Here is a 14,691-nt window from a genome sequence, read left to right as displayed (position 1 = left end):
CATCCTGAATGATAAACAATTCACCAATTAAAACCTATTAAAGAGTAAAGGATTCGCCTTTAATCTTTCAGAACATTGATTACTAATGGACGGTAAACCAAGTAGCCTATTCGTACCTCAACGCCTCTACCGGGTCTAGCTTTGAAGCTTTTTTGGCAGGGTAGTATCCGGAAAGGATTCCTACCAATACACATAATACAAAGCCACCAATAATAAATAGCCAAGGGATCAGGAATGACCCACCCATAGCAAGAGAAATCAGGTTTCCTAAAACTATTCCGAGAAAAATACCTAAGGCGCCCCCCATTAAACAGATTACTACTGCCTCGATTAAAAATTGGCGACGTATGACCTTAGGATTTGCGCCGATCGCTTTACGGATACCAATTTCCCGTGTACGTTCGGTAACTGAAACCAGCATGATATTCATTAAGCCTATTGAGGCCCCAATTAAAGTAATAATTCCAATGGCCACACCGCCAATAGCCACAAAGGCCAGGTTCTCAAATAATGTTTGAGCAATGGCATCACTCTTGGTAATCTCGAAATTATTAGTTTCGTTTACCTTTACTTTGCGGATATTCCTGAATAGTGCAGTAGATTCGCCAATAATGTTTTCCTGCATCTCATTACTAGGTACCATTACCGTAATGGTGTAAGATGGGTTGGCATTGGCATTAATCTGATTCGCTTTTAACAGCGGTACGTAAACGGCCCTGTCGCCACTAAAGCCCATGCTCGATCCTTTTTTCTCTAATATGCCAACAATTTTAAAACGATTATTGCCCACATTGATCAGTTTATCCAAAGGGTCTGAGTCTTTGAACAACTTTTCTACTACTTCACCACCAACAATACAAACATTACTTCCCAACTGTATTTCAGAAACGCTAAAATTTCTTCCTTGCGAGAGATTTAAACCCTGAGAGGCTAATCCATTTTCATCAACCCCCTGAACGTTAATATTTGGGTTGGTTTTTAAACTTCCATACTTTATGGTAGAGCCATTGCTGGCAAAAACACTTACTGCAACAGTAGCAGGAGTATTCAGGCTATCTTTAAATTTAACGGCATCTTCATAACGGATGGCTTTAAAAGGTTTTGGTCTTTTTCCATTTCCAATCCTGATTCCTGTACCACGGTTTCTGATGGTAAATGAGTTGGCCCCCATGCTACTAAAAGCATCTGTCATACTTTTCTTTACAGCATCAAGAGTGGTTAAAATCCCGACCAAAGCCATTAAACCAATAGCGATAATCAAAGCAGTAAGCATAGTACGCAAGCGGTTAGCTTTAATTGATTCTAATGCCAGTCTGATGTTTTCTCTGTAATTCATTTAGTATTGCGGTAAGCGTTTGGCGGGCAAAGCTTGTAAAAATAAAAAAAGTCCCGATGTTTAGACAAGGGGACTGCACTATATGTTACAATAATATTTTATTTATGCCGAGAAACTCGTGCCACAGCCGCAGGTGCTCGTTGCATTAGGGTTAACGAAGGTAAAACCACGAGAATTTAATCCATCCTGCCAATCGATCATCATGCCCATTAAGTACATCTGGTGTGCTTTATTCATGAAAACTTTAATGCCCTCAATAAAATATTCCTGATCGCCATCTTTTTTCTGATCAAACCCCAAAACGTAGTTCATACCAGCGCAACCACCGCCCTCTACGCCAACGCGTAATCCGTAATCCTCACCGATCTCCTGCTGATCTTTTAATTTATATAACTCTTTAGTTGCTCCTTCAGAAAAAGTAACCGGTGCAAATGCTGTATCAACTGTTGTGCTCATGTTATTTAAATTTTATCTGTTACAAATATAAATAATAATGCACATTTTTGCTTTTAACGGTTCGTTAATATTACCGTAATTAAACAATACTTATGAATACCCAACAGATTTTGATTGATATATTGACCTTATTTGCAGGCATTTTTGCTGCTTTAATGGCCGTTTATTATATTTTAAAGAGCGATATTAAACGATTTTTCGACCTCAAAAATATTGAACTGAATAAAGAGAGCCGGGCGCATATTTTACCCTTACGCTTACAGGCGCACGAACGTTTAATTATATTTATCGATCGTATTAACCCCGCTAATTTGCTTGTTCGCCTGCATCAGCAAGGAATTGCCATAGCTACTTTACAAGCAGGTATTTTAAATGAAATCCGATCAGAGTATCAACATAACATCACCCAACAGTTATATGTAGATGGGGTAACATGGGGTGTGGTACGGAAATTAAAAGACGATACCATTGCCATGATTAATAATGCAGTACAAGGTTTACCAGCCGATGCAAATGGGATTGTGTTGAGTAAAGCTATTTTACAGCACATGGCCAGTATAGATGAAAACCCATACGACTTAACGATCGGGCTGATTAAAAAAGATATCCATAAGCTATTTTAAGGTTAATCTTTTAATTGATTGCGCAATTGCTGGTCATCTGTTCAGTTAACCGATTAACCAGTTTCAATAATTAGCTTTCGAGTGCAGTTAACCCAAATACACACCATTACTGGACCAATTAACCAATGGCCACTGAACAAATGAACTAACCAAATGAGCGAGAAAAAGCACACTACTACTTCGGGGATTGAAATAAAGGCGCTTTATACCGAAGCGAAGCCAATGGAAGAACTGCCCGGAGAATTTCCTTTTACCAGGGGGATCCAGAAGGATATGTACCGAGGTCGCTTGTGGACGATGCGGCAGTATGCTGGTTTTTCGACTGCTGAAGAATCAAATAAACGCTATCATTATTTATTGGCTCAGGGAACAACAGGATTATCTGTTGCTTTTGATCTTCCAACGCAAATTGGTTACGACTCCGATCATGAAATGGCTGATGGCGAAGTAGGCAAGGTTGGTGTAGCTATCGACTCGTTAAAGGATATAGAAATTTTATTCGATGGTATTGAGCTGAAAGACATTACAACTTCGATGACGATTAATGCAACGGCTTCGATTTTACTGGCCATGTATATTGCACTCGCCAAAAAACAAGGCGCAGATTTAAAGCAGATTTCGGGTACAATACAGAATGATATCTTAAAAGAGTATGCTGCAAGGGGAACCTATATCTATCCGCCAAAGCAATCAATGCGTTTAATTACCGATATTTTTGAGTTTTGTAGCAAAGAAGTGCCTAAATGGAATACCATTTCCATATCTGGCTATCATATTCGTGAGGCTGGCTCTACTGCTGTGCAAGAACTTGCCTTTACATTGGCTAATGGCAAGACCTATCTAAAAGCTGCTTTAGATAAAGGTTTAGATATTAACATCTTTGCGAAACGATTGTCGTTTTTCTTCAACTGCCACAACAATTTCTTTGAAGAAATCGCCAAGTTTAGGGCAGCAAGACGGATGTGGGCCAAAATTACAAAAGATTTGGGAGCTACAGATGAAAAAGCGCAGATGTTAAGGTTTCATACCCAGACCGGAGGCTCGACTTTAACTGCACAACAACCACTAAATAATGTGATCAGGGTAAGCAATCAGGCTATGGCTGCGGTTTTAGGCGGAACCCAGTCTTTACATACTAATGGCTACGATGAGGCACTTTCACTTCCAACAGAATCGGCAGCAAAGATTGCTTTACGTACCCAGCAGATTATTGCTTTCGAGAGTGGTGTTACCGATACTGTAGATCCATTGGCCGGATCATTTTTTGTAGAAAGCCTGACAGATGAAGTTGAAGCAGCTGCCTGGATCTATATTGATAGGATAGATGCTATGGGTGGCTCTGTTAATGCCATCGAAAGCGACTATATGCAAAATGAGATTGCTGGTGCAGCTTATCAATATCAAAAAGAAATCGAAAGCGGCGAAAGGATCTCGGTAGGTGTAAATAAGTTTACACAGAAGGAGGAAGGTTTAACGGAGGTATTTAATATTGATGATTCGATCCGCAAGCTACAATCTGAAAAGCTTGATGAGCTAAAATCAATCCGCGATCAGGTTGCGGTTGAGCAAGCGCTTCAGCAATTAAGCGAAGCTGCCAAAGGTGAAGCCAACCTCATGCCTTTGATTATCGATGCCGTTGAAAAATATGCCACCCTTGGCGAAATTGCAGATGTGTTTAGAAATACTTTTGGTGTTTATTAGGTAACTTAAATACCCTGATTCTTGTGCTTTATTCAGATTGAGATTTAAAGGTGTTCTGCTTTTGGTTATTGATCATAAAAATGAATAGATATCTTGTTTCATTAAAATCAAAATTATGCGCTAAACTGTAGTAAAATTCATACAAAAACAAAGTATAATGAAATAATACGAAAACAATTTGGGCGATCGACCTCAATTAATATTATTTATTCATCTTATGGCTTTGATTTACAGGTTATTCGGATTAAAAAAGGCTAAAACGCTTAACTAGTGCTTAAAATGGCTTGGATTTTGCTTTTTCAACAGCTATTCGAAGTGATGATTGGGGGCGTTGGTATTAAATGATAGTTAATGTGGATAACCAGTGTTAATAAATAGTTATCAACATAAAAAATTGAGGTTAACTGGGCTACTATATTCCTTATCAGTATGTTACGATTTATTTGAGATTTTTGTTTAAAATGTTGATAATTTTCTCAATATTCGTAGTCCCTAAACGGACCATCCCTTTAATTCGAATAGGTACTGTAAACCAATAAATTATAGAAATCGCAATGGAAAAAACTTGTACAGAAGTATGGAAGAACTGTCTTCAAATTATTAAGGATAACATTCCGAGCCAAAGTTTCAAAACTTGGTTCGAGCCAATAACGGCTCTTAAATTGGAAGGCAAGGTTTTAACTATACAGGTGCCAAGTTTGTTCTTTTACGAATGGCTTGAAGAACATTATGTGGGCTTGCTGCGCAAGACTGTAAAAAAACAACTTGGAGAGGATGGCAGGTTGGAATATAACATCGTTGTAGATAAATCATCAAACAGCGGTAATCCTTATACTACCAATATGCCCTCAAATGGAAATGGAGCGGAGGCAAAGGTACAATCGATGCCGATTCCGGTTTCCATTAATAAGGATATTAAAAACCCATTTATTATCCCGGGATTAAAAAAATTAAATGTTGATCCACAATTAAACGCTAACTATACTTTCGAAAATTACATTGAGGGAGATTGTAATCGCTTGGCGCGTTCTGCAGGTTACGCTGTAGCAGCTAAACCAGGTGGCACATCTTTTAACCCCCTAATGATTTACGGCGGAGTAGGTTTGGGTAAAACGCATCTGGCACAGGCAATCGGTAACGAAATTAAACGCAGCATGCCAGATAAGTTGGTGATCTATGTAAGCTGTGAGAAATTCTGTCAGCAGTTTGTAGATTCCTTAAAAAACAACACCATTAACGATTTCGTTAACTTTTATCAGGCAATGGATGTAATCATCATGGATGATGTGCACAACTTTGCAGGTAAAGAAAAAACACAGGATATTTTCTTCCACATTTTTAATCATCTGCATCAGTCGGGCAAACAGGTAATCTTAACATCTGATAAAGCACCGAAAGATTTAGCCGGTTTGGAAGAGCGTTTATTAAGCCGTTTTAAATGGGGTCTATCTGCAGATTTACAGATTCCTGATCTGGAAACCCGTATCGCTATTTTAAGAAAGAAAATGTATGCTGATGGTATTGAGTTACCAGGCGAGGTGGTAGAATATGTTGCGCACAACATTGATAACAACGTACGTGAGTTAGAGGGCGCTATGGTATCTCTTTTGGCACAGGCTACTTTGAACAAGAAGGAAATCGATTTAGCCCTGGCTAAACAGATGTTGAAGAACTTTATCAAAAATACTTCAAAAGAAATTTCAATGGAATACATCCAGAAATTGGTTTGCGAGTATTTTGAGGTTCCTGTTGATATGGTAAAATCGCAAACACGTAAACGCGAAATTGTTCAGGCACGTCAGATTTCGATGTATCTATCTAAAAGCCATACTAAATCATCATTGAAAACAATTGGTGCTTTCTTTGGTGGACGTGATCATAGTACCGTAATTTATGCTTGCCAAACCGTAGAAGATTTAATCGATACCGACAAGAAGTTTAAAGCTTACGTACACGATATCCAAAAGAAATTAAAAATGAGCTAAAACCGGTTCAGGAATAGAAAGGTAGAAGGGTTTAAATTAAAACCTTTCGTTCATGTTCAAAGGTTTATGCAAATTAATAAAGGCTAGGTTTTATGCAATGGCCCTGGAAAGTCTACTTTTTGGGGCCATTGCAATTAAGAAACTTCGTATTTCAATGTGAACTTCTAAAGTTTTTCCAGTTCTGCTAAGCCGTAGTATAAAGCGGCAACATGTAGTGCCTGGGCTATTTTGTTTTCCTTGATGAACTGTTTTACCTCGTCTACAGTATATTCTTCTACATTTAAAATTTCATGTTCATCTAAATGCTGTTCATGGGTTTTAATGCCGCCTGTTAAGAAATAGGTAAAGGTTCTGTTATCTGAGGTTGCCGGATTGGGATAAAGTTCGGCAATAAACTTACAGGTTTTAAAAATGTAACCGGTCTCTTCCAAAAGCTCACGTTTAACGGCAAATTCTGGAGCCTCATCACCATCAATTACACCGCCCGGAACTTCAAGAGAAACAATATCAGCTGCATGGCGGTACTGGCGTACCATAATTATTTTTCCTTCTTCTGTTAATGCAACCGCATTTACCCAGTTGGGATATTCTAAAACATAATAATCATCTTTTATCACGCCACCCGGAAGTTTCACTTCATCAACGCGCAAGGTAGCCCACTGTTCGCGTACTAAATATTTAGAGGCAAGTTTCTGCCACTTTTCTATAATCATTTATTTACGTTGTTTATTTTATTTAGCGCCATGCGTTTGGCACTTAGCTCAGGTATTGTTGTATTGTTTTCTGGCGGTGCAAGTTTACCAAATGTACAATCTTGTGCTGATCTGACAGGTATTGATAAACTAAATTAAGTTTTGGTGCAATGCTTTGGTTGCGATCCTGACTCACACCTAACTCATAATACAGAAATTCGCTTAACGAGTCGAGTTTTTCAGGAGGAAGGTTGCCTTCGGTTAACCAGTTTTCAAAAACAGAAAGATCTTCATTTTCAAGAATTTCTTTAGGCAATTGAAAGCCACCTTTCATGGTTTCTTCAAAAAGCTGATTGGCTTCAGCCAACTTGCCTTCTAATTTTAAGCCCATAATACGGGCCAAAACTTGTGCAAGTTTCTGTATTTCTGCTGTGATTAAATCTCTTCGGTACATTATTGTTGTAATGTTAGGTTGTTGAAAAGTTAAAATGTTCTGTAACGTTCAAAACAAAATCTTTTCCAATCTATGGACTATGGACTATGGACTATGGACTATGGACTATGGACTATGGACTATGGACTAAACTACCAGCTTCCGCTGCTTCCGCCACCGCCAAAGCTTCCTCCGCCAAAACCACCGAATCCACCGCCTCCTCCACCAGAAGAACCGCCTCCCCAGCCACCGCTGCTTCGGCCTCCGCCACTTCCAAACAGCATAGCCCAAAATAGCGCATTAGATGCCCCGCGTCCGCCAATTACTTCGCTTCCGCCTCCGCCACCTTTTCGCATAATGATGATGATTACGATGACAATGATGATAATAATTACAATACTGCCACCTCCGCCACCTTTTTTTGAAGAAGCTTTTGGGTTATCATTTTTATATTCGCCCCGGGTATATTTTATTATTGAAGTAGTAGCTTCATCCAGGCCGGCATAATAATTTCCAGCTTTAAAATTGGGTTTAATGTCGTTATCAATAATGCGCTTGGCATAAATATCGGGCAATGCACCTTCCAAGCCATAACCTGTTTGAATAGAGATTTTTCGGTCGCCAACTGCAACAACGATCATAATGCCATTGTTTTTGCCGCTTTGGCCAACACCCCATTTTCTACCCAGTTCTACAGCGTATTCATTTATGTCGTAATCGCCGACTGATTTTAATATCGCTATAGCAATTTGTGTTGATGACGAATCATTAAAGGTCACTAATTTAGTTTCCAGTTGCTGCTTTTGATCGGCTGATAATACATTAGCGTAATCATTAACCAAAGTATTGGGTTTCTCTGGGAAATCCTGTGCAAAGGCGAAAGTGAATAATAAATTCAATAACGAGATAAGGAATATTTTCTTCATCGCTTATTTCTGCTCTAGATTGTCCATAAAAACGATATCATTTGGCAATTCATTAATGTCACCTTTTTGAGGCGGGAAGAACAAGGCCAGTTTTTCTCCAGCCAAGGCTACGCCTGCAATAATGCCATCGGCTAAATTTCCTTTTGCAAAATGTGCAGTCATCGCTATTTTGGTTGTTTCCCAAAAATTTTCAGGTACCACCTGGTGAATCCCGACATCGCCGATAATGGCAAATTTATGATCGGCATGTGCCAGATAAATCAGCACACCATTTCTTTTTGCTGTTTTATCCATGTCCAGTTTAGCAAAATATTCGGTGGCTTTTTCATACGGATCGCCTGCGCAATGTTTATCAATAGCAATCCTAATTTCTCCGGAAGTTGCTTTTTCTGCATCGGAGATCGCGTTTGCTATTCTTTCTTGTTCAATATCTGAAAATAACGACATGTGCTTATTTTATATGAAGTAAAAAGGGTAATAAATGTTCAGTTAAACACTCACTACCCTTATATGTTGTGTTAAGAATAATTAAAATTCTACCTTAGGTGCATTTTTAGCTGAAGCATCAGCTTCGAAATACCCTTTAGGTTTAAAACCGAACATGCCGGCTGTTAAATTGGTAGGAAACGATCTTATTTTACCATTATATTCCTGTACTGCATCGTTAAAATCTTTTCGTGCAACCGTGATCCTGTTTTCAGTACTTTCTAATTGTGCCGATAAATCACTGAATTGTTGTGTAGCCCTTAACTCAGGATAATTCTCTGTAATGGATAATAATTTACCCAATGCCTGACTTAATTCTCCCTGCGCAGCCTGGAATTTTTTGATATTTTCTGGTGAAAGATCATCCGTGTTAACCGTCATCTGCGTAGCTTTCGCACGTGCCTCCGTTACCGCTGTTAATGTACCCTGTTCAAATTTAGCAGCACCTTTTACGGTTGCTACCAGGTTAGGAATCAAATCTGCTCTTCTCTGATATTGGGTTTGTACTGTTCCCCATTTCGATTTAACGTTCTCATCCAATTTAACCATGCTGTTGTATCCGCATGAACTTAAAGTGCTCACTGCAATAACTGCAGCTAAAATTCCAAATATTAATCTTTTCATTTTTATAGTTTTGTCTTTTTAATCAAACTGAATTTTAATTCAATTTACGAATTAGATATCAAATTGCATGCCTTTGTTACAGTTTAGGTATTTATCTGACAGGTTGACAACCTACTCATTGAATTTAACAAGGAAAAATCAGGATATTTTGATTAAGTAATTTGTGTATATAAGCCTGTTCTTTTGTTTTGGAGCGCAGGGCTTTTCGCTTTTTTGTATGGTTGTCCCGCTCTTTGCTTTATCCCGATACAAAACCTGTGAAACAAGCAAGCACACCAAAATATAACATAAACCGGTGCTTGAATCGGGATGCCCGCTCCGATCGGGGCTAGAAACCTGGGCCTGTAGCACGGAAAACCGGCATAGTTGCAGAAAAATAACCTAATTAAACCCGATCGAACGGGTCCCGACTTTACGTCGGGAGGAGGGAGAGCGGGACTGTAGTTTCCAATGAATACTGCAATTGCTTTCCAAAAAAACATAAAAGCATATACTTTAGTCTGTTAATAGTTTTTATTCATATGCTGAAATCATCAAATATGCTATCAGATATCTATCTTTGTACTGTTCGGGATAAAAACCTGACATGATATGCAAAAAGACATCGAAATTACGCTGCTCCCGCACGAGGTAGAGCAAACAGAGATGATTAACCAGAAACTCGCTGAAGCGTTAAAATTACCTGGTTCAAGAATTAAAGGCTATGAGATATTAAAACGATCAATAGATGCCCGTTCCAGAAAAGTGATTTTCCGCTTGCAGGTAAAGGTTTTTGTTGATGAGGAAGCCATTCCTGGTGTTTATACCATTAACTATCCTAACGTAAAAGAAGCGAAACCGGTAATTATTATAGGCGCTGGTCCTGCAGGCTTGTTTGCTGCTTTGCAATGCATCGAAAATGGATTAAAGCCTATTATTATAGAACGGGGAAAAGATGTAAAACAGCGACGGAGAGATCTGGCTGCCATAAACAAGCAAGGTTTGGTTAATACCGAATCTAATTATTGTTATGGAGAAGGTGGCGCAGGAACTTATTCGGATGGTAAACTATACACCCGTTCAAACAAACGGGGCGATATTAATAAGGTGCTCCAGGTTTTTGTAAATCATGGCGCAGAGCCAGATATTGCGATTGATGCCCGTCCACATATCGGTACCAACAAACTTCCACATATTATCACTTCTATAAAAAATACGATCCTGAATGCTGGGGGGGAAGTGATGTTCGATAGTCGGATGACTGATATTTTGATCGAATTCGGAAAAGTAAAAGGAATTGAGATCAATTTTGAAGAAAAGTTGTTAGCTGATGATATTATCCTGGCAACTGGTCATTCTGCAAGAGATGTGTATGAATTGTTGAACAGTAAAAATATCCTGATTGAAGCAAAACCATTTGCTTTAGGCGTACGGATTGAACATCCTCAGGAAATTATTGATTCAGCCCAGTATCACTGCGATATCCGCTCGGAATTCTTACCACCAGCTTATTACAGTTTGGTTGAGCAGGTTGGTACCCGCGGGGTATTTTCTTTTTGTATGTGCCCGGGAGGTATTATTGCACCTTGTTCTACCGGGGAAAATGAAATTGTGGTAAATGGCTGGTCGCCATCTAAAAGGAATAATCCTTACGCCAATTCGGGGACAGTCGTTCAGGTTACGTTAAATGATGTCCAGGGTTATGATCCGCTTAGAATGTTGCATTTCCAATCGGAGATTGAAAAAATGGCTTTTGAGGCCGGTGGCGGAAATCTGGTAGCGCCTGCTCAGCGTATGGTCGATTTTGTGAACAATAAATTATCGATCGATTTACCAAAGAACTCCTATCTGCCTGGTACCAAAAGTTCGATGCTGGATAATATCCTTCCTGAATTTGTATCTGATAGTTTGCGCGCAGCATTGCCTTTATTTGGCAAAAAAATTAAGGGTTATTACACAAATGAAGCTATTTTGGTAGGAGTAGAGAGCAGAACCTCTTCTCCGGTTAGGATTCCAAGAGATAAAGAGACTTATCAGCACCCTCAGGTAAAAGGTTTATATCCTTGTGCAGAAGGTGCGGGTTATGCGGGTGGAATCGTTTCGGCAGCAATTGATGGAATTAACTGTGCAAATGCGATATTGAATGCATTTTAACAAACTTTATAGTGCACCGATTGTTGTTTTGGTATGTTTAATATCACGAACGAAATAAAAAAAGCTTTCAATGGTGATGCATGGCATGGCAATCATGTAATGCAAACATTGAATAATGTAAATCCGGAAAAAGCGTTTAACCATTTAGTACCAGGGGCACATTCGATAGCCGAAATTGCACTGCATTTAACCGCATGGACAGAAGAAGTTTCGTCTAGATTAACCGGTAAACCAGCTGCTGAACCAGCAAGGGGCGATTGGCCCGAGCCTGAAGCAAGAACACCACAGGCTTGGGAACGCATTATCTTTGATTTTAAGATCGCGAACGAAGAACTGATCCGTGTTTGCGAAAGCCTGAAAGACAACCAATGGAATGATGAAGTAAAGAACGAGCGTAATCCTGCTTTAGGTACAGGGGTAACCAATATTGAATTGGTAAGCGGGCTTGCACAACACCATGCCTATCATTCCGGTCAGATTGCTTTATTGTCTAAATTTTAATCTGTTGTAATCACATTATGAAAAAGACTTTGATTATTGGCGCCTCGCCAGATCCTTCAAGATATTCGTACAAAGCAGCCCACATGCTTAAGCGCTTTAACCATGATATTGTCAATGTTGGCATAAAAAAAGGAGAAGTTGCAGGCATTGAAATTGAAAAGCCTGGAGAAATCCACCATGATATTGATACCATTACTTTGTATATTGGTCCTGCTCTACAGCCGCAATACCACGATTATATTCTGGCTACCAAGCCAAAGCGGGTAATCTTTAACCCAGGGACAGAGAATTACGAATTGGAAAAGCTATTGGATCAGCATGATATAGAGCCTGTTGAAGCCTGTACTTTAGTATTGCTTAGTACCGGACAATATTAAAAACGGTATACCACGCCCCAGTTTACAAAATCAGCCTGGGCAAAATGCATATAGGTTTTTGCCTGTAAACCAATATGTGGTGTAATATTAAATGTAGGTCCAAATGTCCAGTACCAGTTTGCTTTATCCATCAATCTATTGTAGTGAATGTATTTCCCAACCTGTGCCGCAACAGTTATGCGCCATAGGTTGATATCAGCGCCAATGCTGATCCCGGTGCGCCAGCGGTCGTAAGAAGTGCCATAGTTCTGGAAAGTATCCCCATAATTATTAGGGTCAAATACGGTATAATAATAAACGGCATCCGCACCGGCTTTAAGCGATATGACATCATTCAGGTAAAAATTGTAACCGGCATATAATCCACTTTTGTACAAACTTTTAGTTCTATTGGCAAATACACCCCTTGCACCTAAGCCAGCACTCAGCTCAATAGAATTTCGCTTCAAAGTAGTGTAGGTGCTTTTCTGCTCAGCAGTTAATGTTTTAGGGTTGTTTAATTTAATTCCGACATAAATGTTTCCCGTATTCAAGCCACCATTTGGAACAGTAGCCCCTCCGTTAGATACATGTAGAAAACCTAAACCTAAAAGTAAATCAGTGTATTTGCCCATTGGCAGCTCCATTCCTAAATCTGCTTTTATGGTTTCATTAATGGGGCTTCCCAAAAACCTGTTTTTGGTATTGTTGTAGTAATACTTATTCGTGTATCCTAAACCAACCCCTGGGGTGAAATTAATTTTAGTTTTTCCAATTTTAAACAATTGGAAATCCATCTGAGCCACCAAACTATATACCTGCCCAAAGGCATGTTCCGAATTATCTTTTGTCCCCTTTAATTTGCTTAGGTCTCTGAAAATAAAACCGATCCCGTAAGATTTTGCACCACTAAATCCGATCCATTTATCACTATTCTGGCTAATCTCCTTGAAATAAGCCGCGTCAAATCCTGTAATCTGATCCTGAAACAAGTGTCCCTGATCATTATTGATGTGTGTGCCAAATATAGGCTTAAAAATAATAGAATGGTTTTCTGGAGCAATTTGAGCCTCAGCAAATGCCCAGCCTGTAATCACGAAAATAAAAGTGAGTAATTTTTGTTTCATTAGTTTTTACTAAAACGGTAAGCAAGACTATAATAGGCATAACGGTAGCCAGTGGCGCTGTTTTTAACTTCGTTAGATGTAAAGGTAGCGGTGTAGTTGGCTGTCCAGCGTGCAATGGCGAAAGTTAATCCCACCTGTGTGGTAAAAACAAAAGGTTTTGGTTTAAAGGTAATTGGTCCCTTATCACTCCTAAATAAACCACCCTGCAAGCTCGAATCAAACGCAACAGCATGTAATTGCGGACTAACCGAAAGAAAAAGTTCGTATTTACGCGTAGTTTTGTAGTTATTGTTATTACTCACCAAACTGTTAAAAGCTGTTGAGCCTTCCATATCGTTAAATCTGCCTAAACGGAACATGGCGCCAAGATTGGCCTTTGTAATTACATTGCCTAGCGCAGCCGAAGCCGTTCCCGTAGCATCAAATACCTTATTATTGGTGGTGATTAAAAGTTTGTTGTATTCGGCGCCCAGGTTCAATGTCGGCTCACTTTTTAAACCGTATTCCCAACCTTCAATCTGGTTTTGACCAACCAGTTTATGAAATGCTTTTTGAAATTTTTCACCCAAAGCATCTTTTCCGGTAATTCCAATTTGCGCAGAAACCTTTAGCATTTGTTTATTGCTATAAAAACGACTATAATTTGCTTCTCCATAAAGGTAGGCTGTAAAAGGGCGGTCGTGTAGAGCAGGGTTTGGTACAAAGCTGTAGTAGGGGTTATATATTTTTTGACCAAGCTCAAAGCCAATAATCTCTTTGCTTCTCCCGGTTTTCAGGTTTTCACCATTTAAAGCGTGCCTAAATTTAATAAAGGCACCGTTTGTATAATAGCGGTCGCTGGTAATATCAATGTAAGCATCATTCTCGGAAATAATAACAAGCTCATTTTTATAATTTTGCGCGTAACTGATTTCTGCTATGCCCATAAATAGCAGAGAAAAGTATAATTTGAGCATCAACTTCATTTGTTTGGATGATTTATTAAGGCTATAAAAGTATTAATTATTGTTCAAAATATCGATACCACAATCCTTAGTTAAGTTTTGTTTATTCATTTAGTATCTATTATGCTATTGTTTTTTCAGCAAAGCAGTTTTTGTGCTACTATATAGGTATGTCCCCGCTTTCCGTTTGTAGTGCCGGCGTGAAGCCGGCAGCTACCACTGCAATCGGGTTTAGTTGGCGGAGGGCAGTGCTAACTTACGAAGTTTCTAATGGCAGGGTGCAGGGAACTTCGTAAGTTTAATGGGAGTGGGGTGTACAAACAGCTTTCGTCTTAAAAAGTTTTAACTCCCAGTAAAACTTTTTCCTA

At 39.2% G+C, this 14,691-nt stretch carries 15 protein-coding genes; 6 read left to right on the top strand and 9 right to left on the bottom strand.

The features are described 5' to 3' along the window. Positions 1–106: 106 nt before the first annotated feature. Both IM793_RS21590 and IM793_RS21585 read right to left on the bottom strand, forming a co-directional pair. The gene (locus tag IM793_RS21590; protein WP_121287811.1) at positions 107–1,336 is read right to left on the bottom strand and encodes an ABC transporter permease; all 1,230 of its coding nucleotides are present in this window, start codon (positions 1,334–1,336) and stop codon (positions 107–109) included. Between the two features lie 102 nt (positions 1,337–1,438). After that, the gene (locus tag IM793_RS21585; RefSeq protein ID WP_121287812.1) at positions 1,439–1,792 is read right to left on the bottom strand and encodes an iron-sulfur cluster assembly accessory protein; all 354 of its coding nucleotides are present in this window, start codon (positions 1,790–1,792) and stop codon (positions 1,439–1,441) included. 92 nt (positions 1,793–1,884) lie between these two features. Here IM793_RS21585 and IM793_RS21580 point away from each other — a divergent pair, with 92 nt between their 5' ends. The 3 genes from IM793_RS21580 (at position 1,885) to dnaA (ending at position 6,101) form a co-directional block, all read left to right on the top strand. Then, positions 1,885–2,415 (top strand): hypothetical protein, encoded by a 531-nt coding sequence (locus IM793_RS21580; protein WP_193424957.1) that lies wholly within the window; start codon positions 1,885–1,887, stop codon positions 2,413–2,415. Between the two features lie 153 nt (positions 2,416–2,568). Next, positions 2,569–4,116, top strand: a complete 1,548-nt coding sequence (locus IM793_RS21575; RefSeq protein WP_193424954.1) for a methylmalonyl-CoA mutase — start codon at positions 2,569–2,571, stop codon at positions 4,114–4,116. A 554-nt stretch (positions 4,117–4,670) separates the two neighbouring features. Next, complete coding sequence (gene dnaA / locus IM793_RS21570) at positions 4,671–6,101, top strand: chromosomal replication initiator protein DnaA (RefSeq protein ID WP_121287815.1); 1,431 nt, start codon at positions 4,671–4,673, stop codon at positions 6,099–6,101. A gap of 164 nt (positions 6,102–6,265) precedes the next feature. Here the strand turns inward: dnaA and IM793_RS21565 are convergent, their stop codons facing one another. The 5 genes from IM793_RS21565 to IM793_RS21545 form a co-directional block, all read right to left on the bottom strand. Next, positions 6,266–6,814 carry an NUDIX hydrolase gene (locus IM793_RS21565; RefSeq protein WP_193424952.1) on the bottom strand — a complete coding sequence of 183 codons (549 nt, stop codon included), beginning with the start codon at positions 6,812–6,814 and terminating at the stop codon, positions 6,266–6,268. Between the two features lie 43 nt (positions 6,815–6,857). Continuing rightward, positions 6,858–7,247: a hypothetical protein gene (locus tag IM793_RS21560; protein ID WP_193424950.1), complete on the bottom strand. Its 390-nt coding sequence runs from the start codon at positions 7,245–7,247 to the stop codon at positions 6,858–6,860. 131 nt (positions 7,248–7,378) lie between these two features. Beyond that, the gene (locus IM793_RS21555; RefSeq protein ID WP_193424948.1) at positions 7,379–8,152 is read right to left on the bottom strand and encodes a YgcG family protein; all 774 of its coding nucleotides are present in this window, start codon (positions 8,150–8,152) and stop codon (positions 7,379–7,381) included. 3 nt (positions 8,153–8,155) lie between these two features. Next, entirely contained in the window at positions 8,156–8,599 is a 444-nt protein-coding gene (locus IM793_RS21550; protein WP_193424945.1) for a TPM domain-containing protein, read from the bottom strand. Positions 8,600–8,680: 81 nt separating this feature from the next. After that, entirely contained in the window at positions 8,681–9,262 is a 582-nt protein-coding gene (locus IM793_RS21545; protein ID WP_132403466.1) for a LemA family protein, read from the bottom strand. 591 nt (positions 9,263–9,853) lie between these two features. Between IM793_RS21545 and IM793_RS21540 the strand changes: the two genes are divergently transcribed. From IM793_RS21540 to IM793_RS21530, 3 genes are read left to right on the top strand one after another with little or no spacing between them, the layout of a single operon-like run. Continuing rightward, positions 9,854–11,395: an NAD(P)/FAD-dependent oxidoreductase gene (locus IM793_RS21540; protein WP_193424942.1), complete on the top strand. Its 1,542-nt coding sequence runs from the start codon at positions 9,854–9,856 to the stop codon at positions 11,393–11,395. Positions 11,396–11,428: 33 nt separating this feature from the next. Beyond that, positions 11,429–11,896, top strand: a complete 468-nt coding sequence (locus tag IM793_RS21535) for a DinB family protein (protein ID WP_193424940.1) — start codon at positions 11,429–11,431, stop codon at positions 11,894–11,896. A 17-nt stretch (positions 11,897–11,913) separates the two neighbouring features. Next, a complete protein-coding gene (locus tag IM793_RS21530) occupies positions 11,914–12,273 on the top strand; it encodes a CoA-binding protein (protein WP_121287823.1) in 360 nt (119 codons plus the stop codon). Here the strand turns inward: IM793_RS21530 and IM793_RS21525 are convergent. Both IM793_RS21525 and IM793_RS21520 read right to left on the bottom strand, forming a co-directional pair. Continuing rightward, positions 12,270–13,379: an acyloxyacyl hydrolase gene (locus IM793_RS21525; RefSeq protein WP_193424937.1), complete on the bottom strand. Its 1,110-nt coding sequence runs from the start codon at positions 13,377–13,379 to the stop codon at positions 12,270–12,272. The genes IM793_RS21530 and IM793_RS21525 overlap by 4 nt on opposite strands. Next, complete coding sequence (locus tag IM793_RS21520; protein WP_193424934.1) at positions 13,379–14,335, bottom strand: lipid A deacylase LpxR family protein; 957 nt, start codon at positions 14,333–14,335, stop codon at positions 13,379–13,381. Before IM793_RS21520 ends, IM793_RS21525 begins: the two co-directional genes overlap by 1 nt. Positions 14,336–14,691: the final 356 nt, after the last annotated feature.

Source organism: Pedobacter sp. MR2016-19, assembly GCF_014947265.1.
Taxonomy (GTDB): Bacteria; Bacteroidota; Bacteroidia; order Sphingobacteriales; family Sphingobacteriaceae; genus Pedobacter.
The sequence above is the reverse complement of the archived record's forward strand: the minus strand, read 5'-3'. Positions and strand labels throughout refer to the sequence as shown.

Bases quoted from the DNA above. Each gene is read 5' to 3' on its own strand.
- IM793_RS21545 (WP_132403466.1), bottom strand. From the start codon at position 9,262: ATGAAAAGATTAATATTTGGAATTTTAGCTGCAGTTATTGCAGTGAGC.
- IM793_RS21575 (WP_193424954.1), top strand. From the start codon at position 2,569: ATGAGCGAGAAAAAGCACACTACTACTTCGGGGATTGAAATAAAGGCG.
- IM793_RS21560 (WP_193424950.1), bottom strand. From the start codon at position 7,247: ATGTACCGAAGAGATTTAATCACAGCAGAAATACAGAAACTTGCACAA.
- IM793_RS21540 (WP_193424942.1), top strand. From the start codon at position 9,854: ATGCAAAAAGACATCGAAATTACGCTGCTCCCGCACGAGGTAGAGCAA.
- IM793_RS21590 (WP_121287811.1), bottom strand. From the start codon at position 1,336: ATGAATTACAGAGAAAACATCAGACTGGCATTAGAATCAATTAAAGCT.
- IM793_RS21555 (WP_193424948.1), bottom strand. From the start codon at position 8,152: ATGAAGAAAATATTCCTTATCTCGTTATTGAATTTATTATTCACTTTC.
- IM793_RS21520 (WP_193424934.1), bottom strand. From the start codon at position 14,335: ATGCTCAAATTATACTTTTCTCTGCTATTTATGGGCATAGCAGAAATC.
- IM793_RS21530 (WP_121287823.1), top strand. From the start codon at position 11,914: ATGAAAAAGACTTTGATTATTGGCGCCTCGCCAGATCCTTCAAGATAT.
- IM793_RS21580 (WP_193424957.1), top strand. From the start codon at position 1,885: ATGAATACCCAACAGATTTTGATTGATATATTGACCTTATTTGCAGGC.
- dnaA (WP_121287815.1), top strand. From the start codon at position 4,671: ATGGAAAAAACTTGTACAGAAGTATGGAAGAACTGTCTTCAAATTATT.
- IM793_RS21565 (WP_193424952.1), bottom strand. From the start codon at position 6,814: ATGATTATAGAAAAGTGGCAGAAACTTGCCTCTAAATATTTAGTACGC.
- IM793_RS21550 (WP_193424945.1), bottom strand. From the start codon at position 8,599: ATGTCGTTATTTTCAGATATTGAACAAGAAAGAATAGCAAACGCGATC.
- IM793_RS21585 (WP_121287812.1), bottom strand. From the start codon at position 1,792: ATGAGCACAACAGTTGATACAGCATTTGCACCGGTTACTTTTTCTGAA.
- IM793_RS21535 (WP_193424940.1), top strand. From the start codon at position 11,429: ATGTTTAATATCACGAACGAAATAAAAAAAGCTTTCAATGGTGATGCA.
- IM793_RS21525 (WP_193424937.1), bottom strand. From the start codon at position 13,379: ATGAAACAAAAATTACTCACTTTTATTTTCGTGATTACAGGCTGGGCA.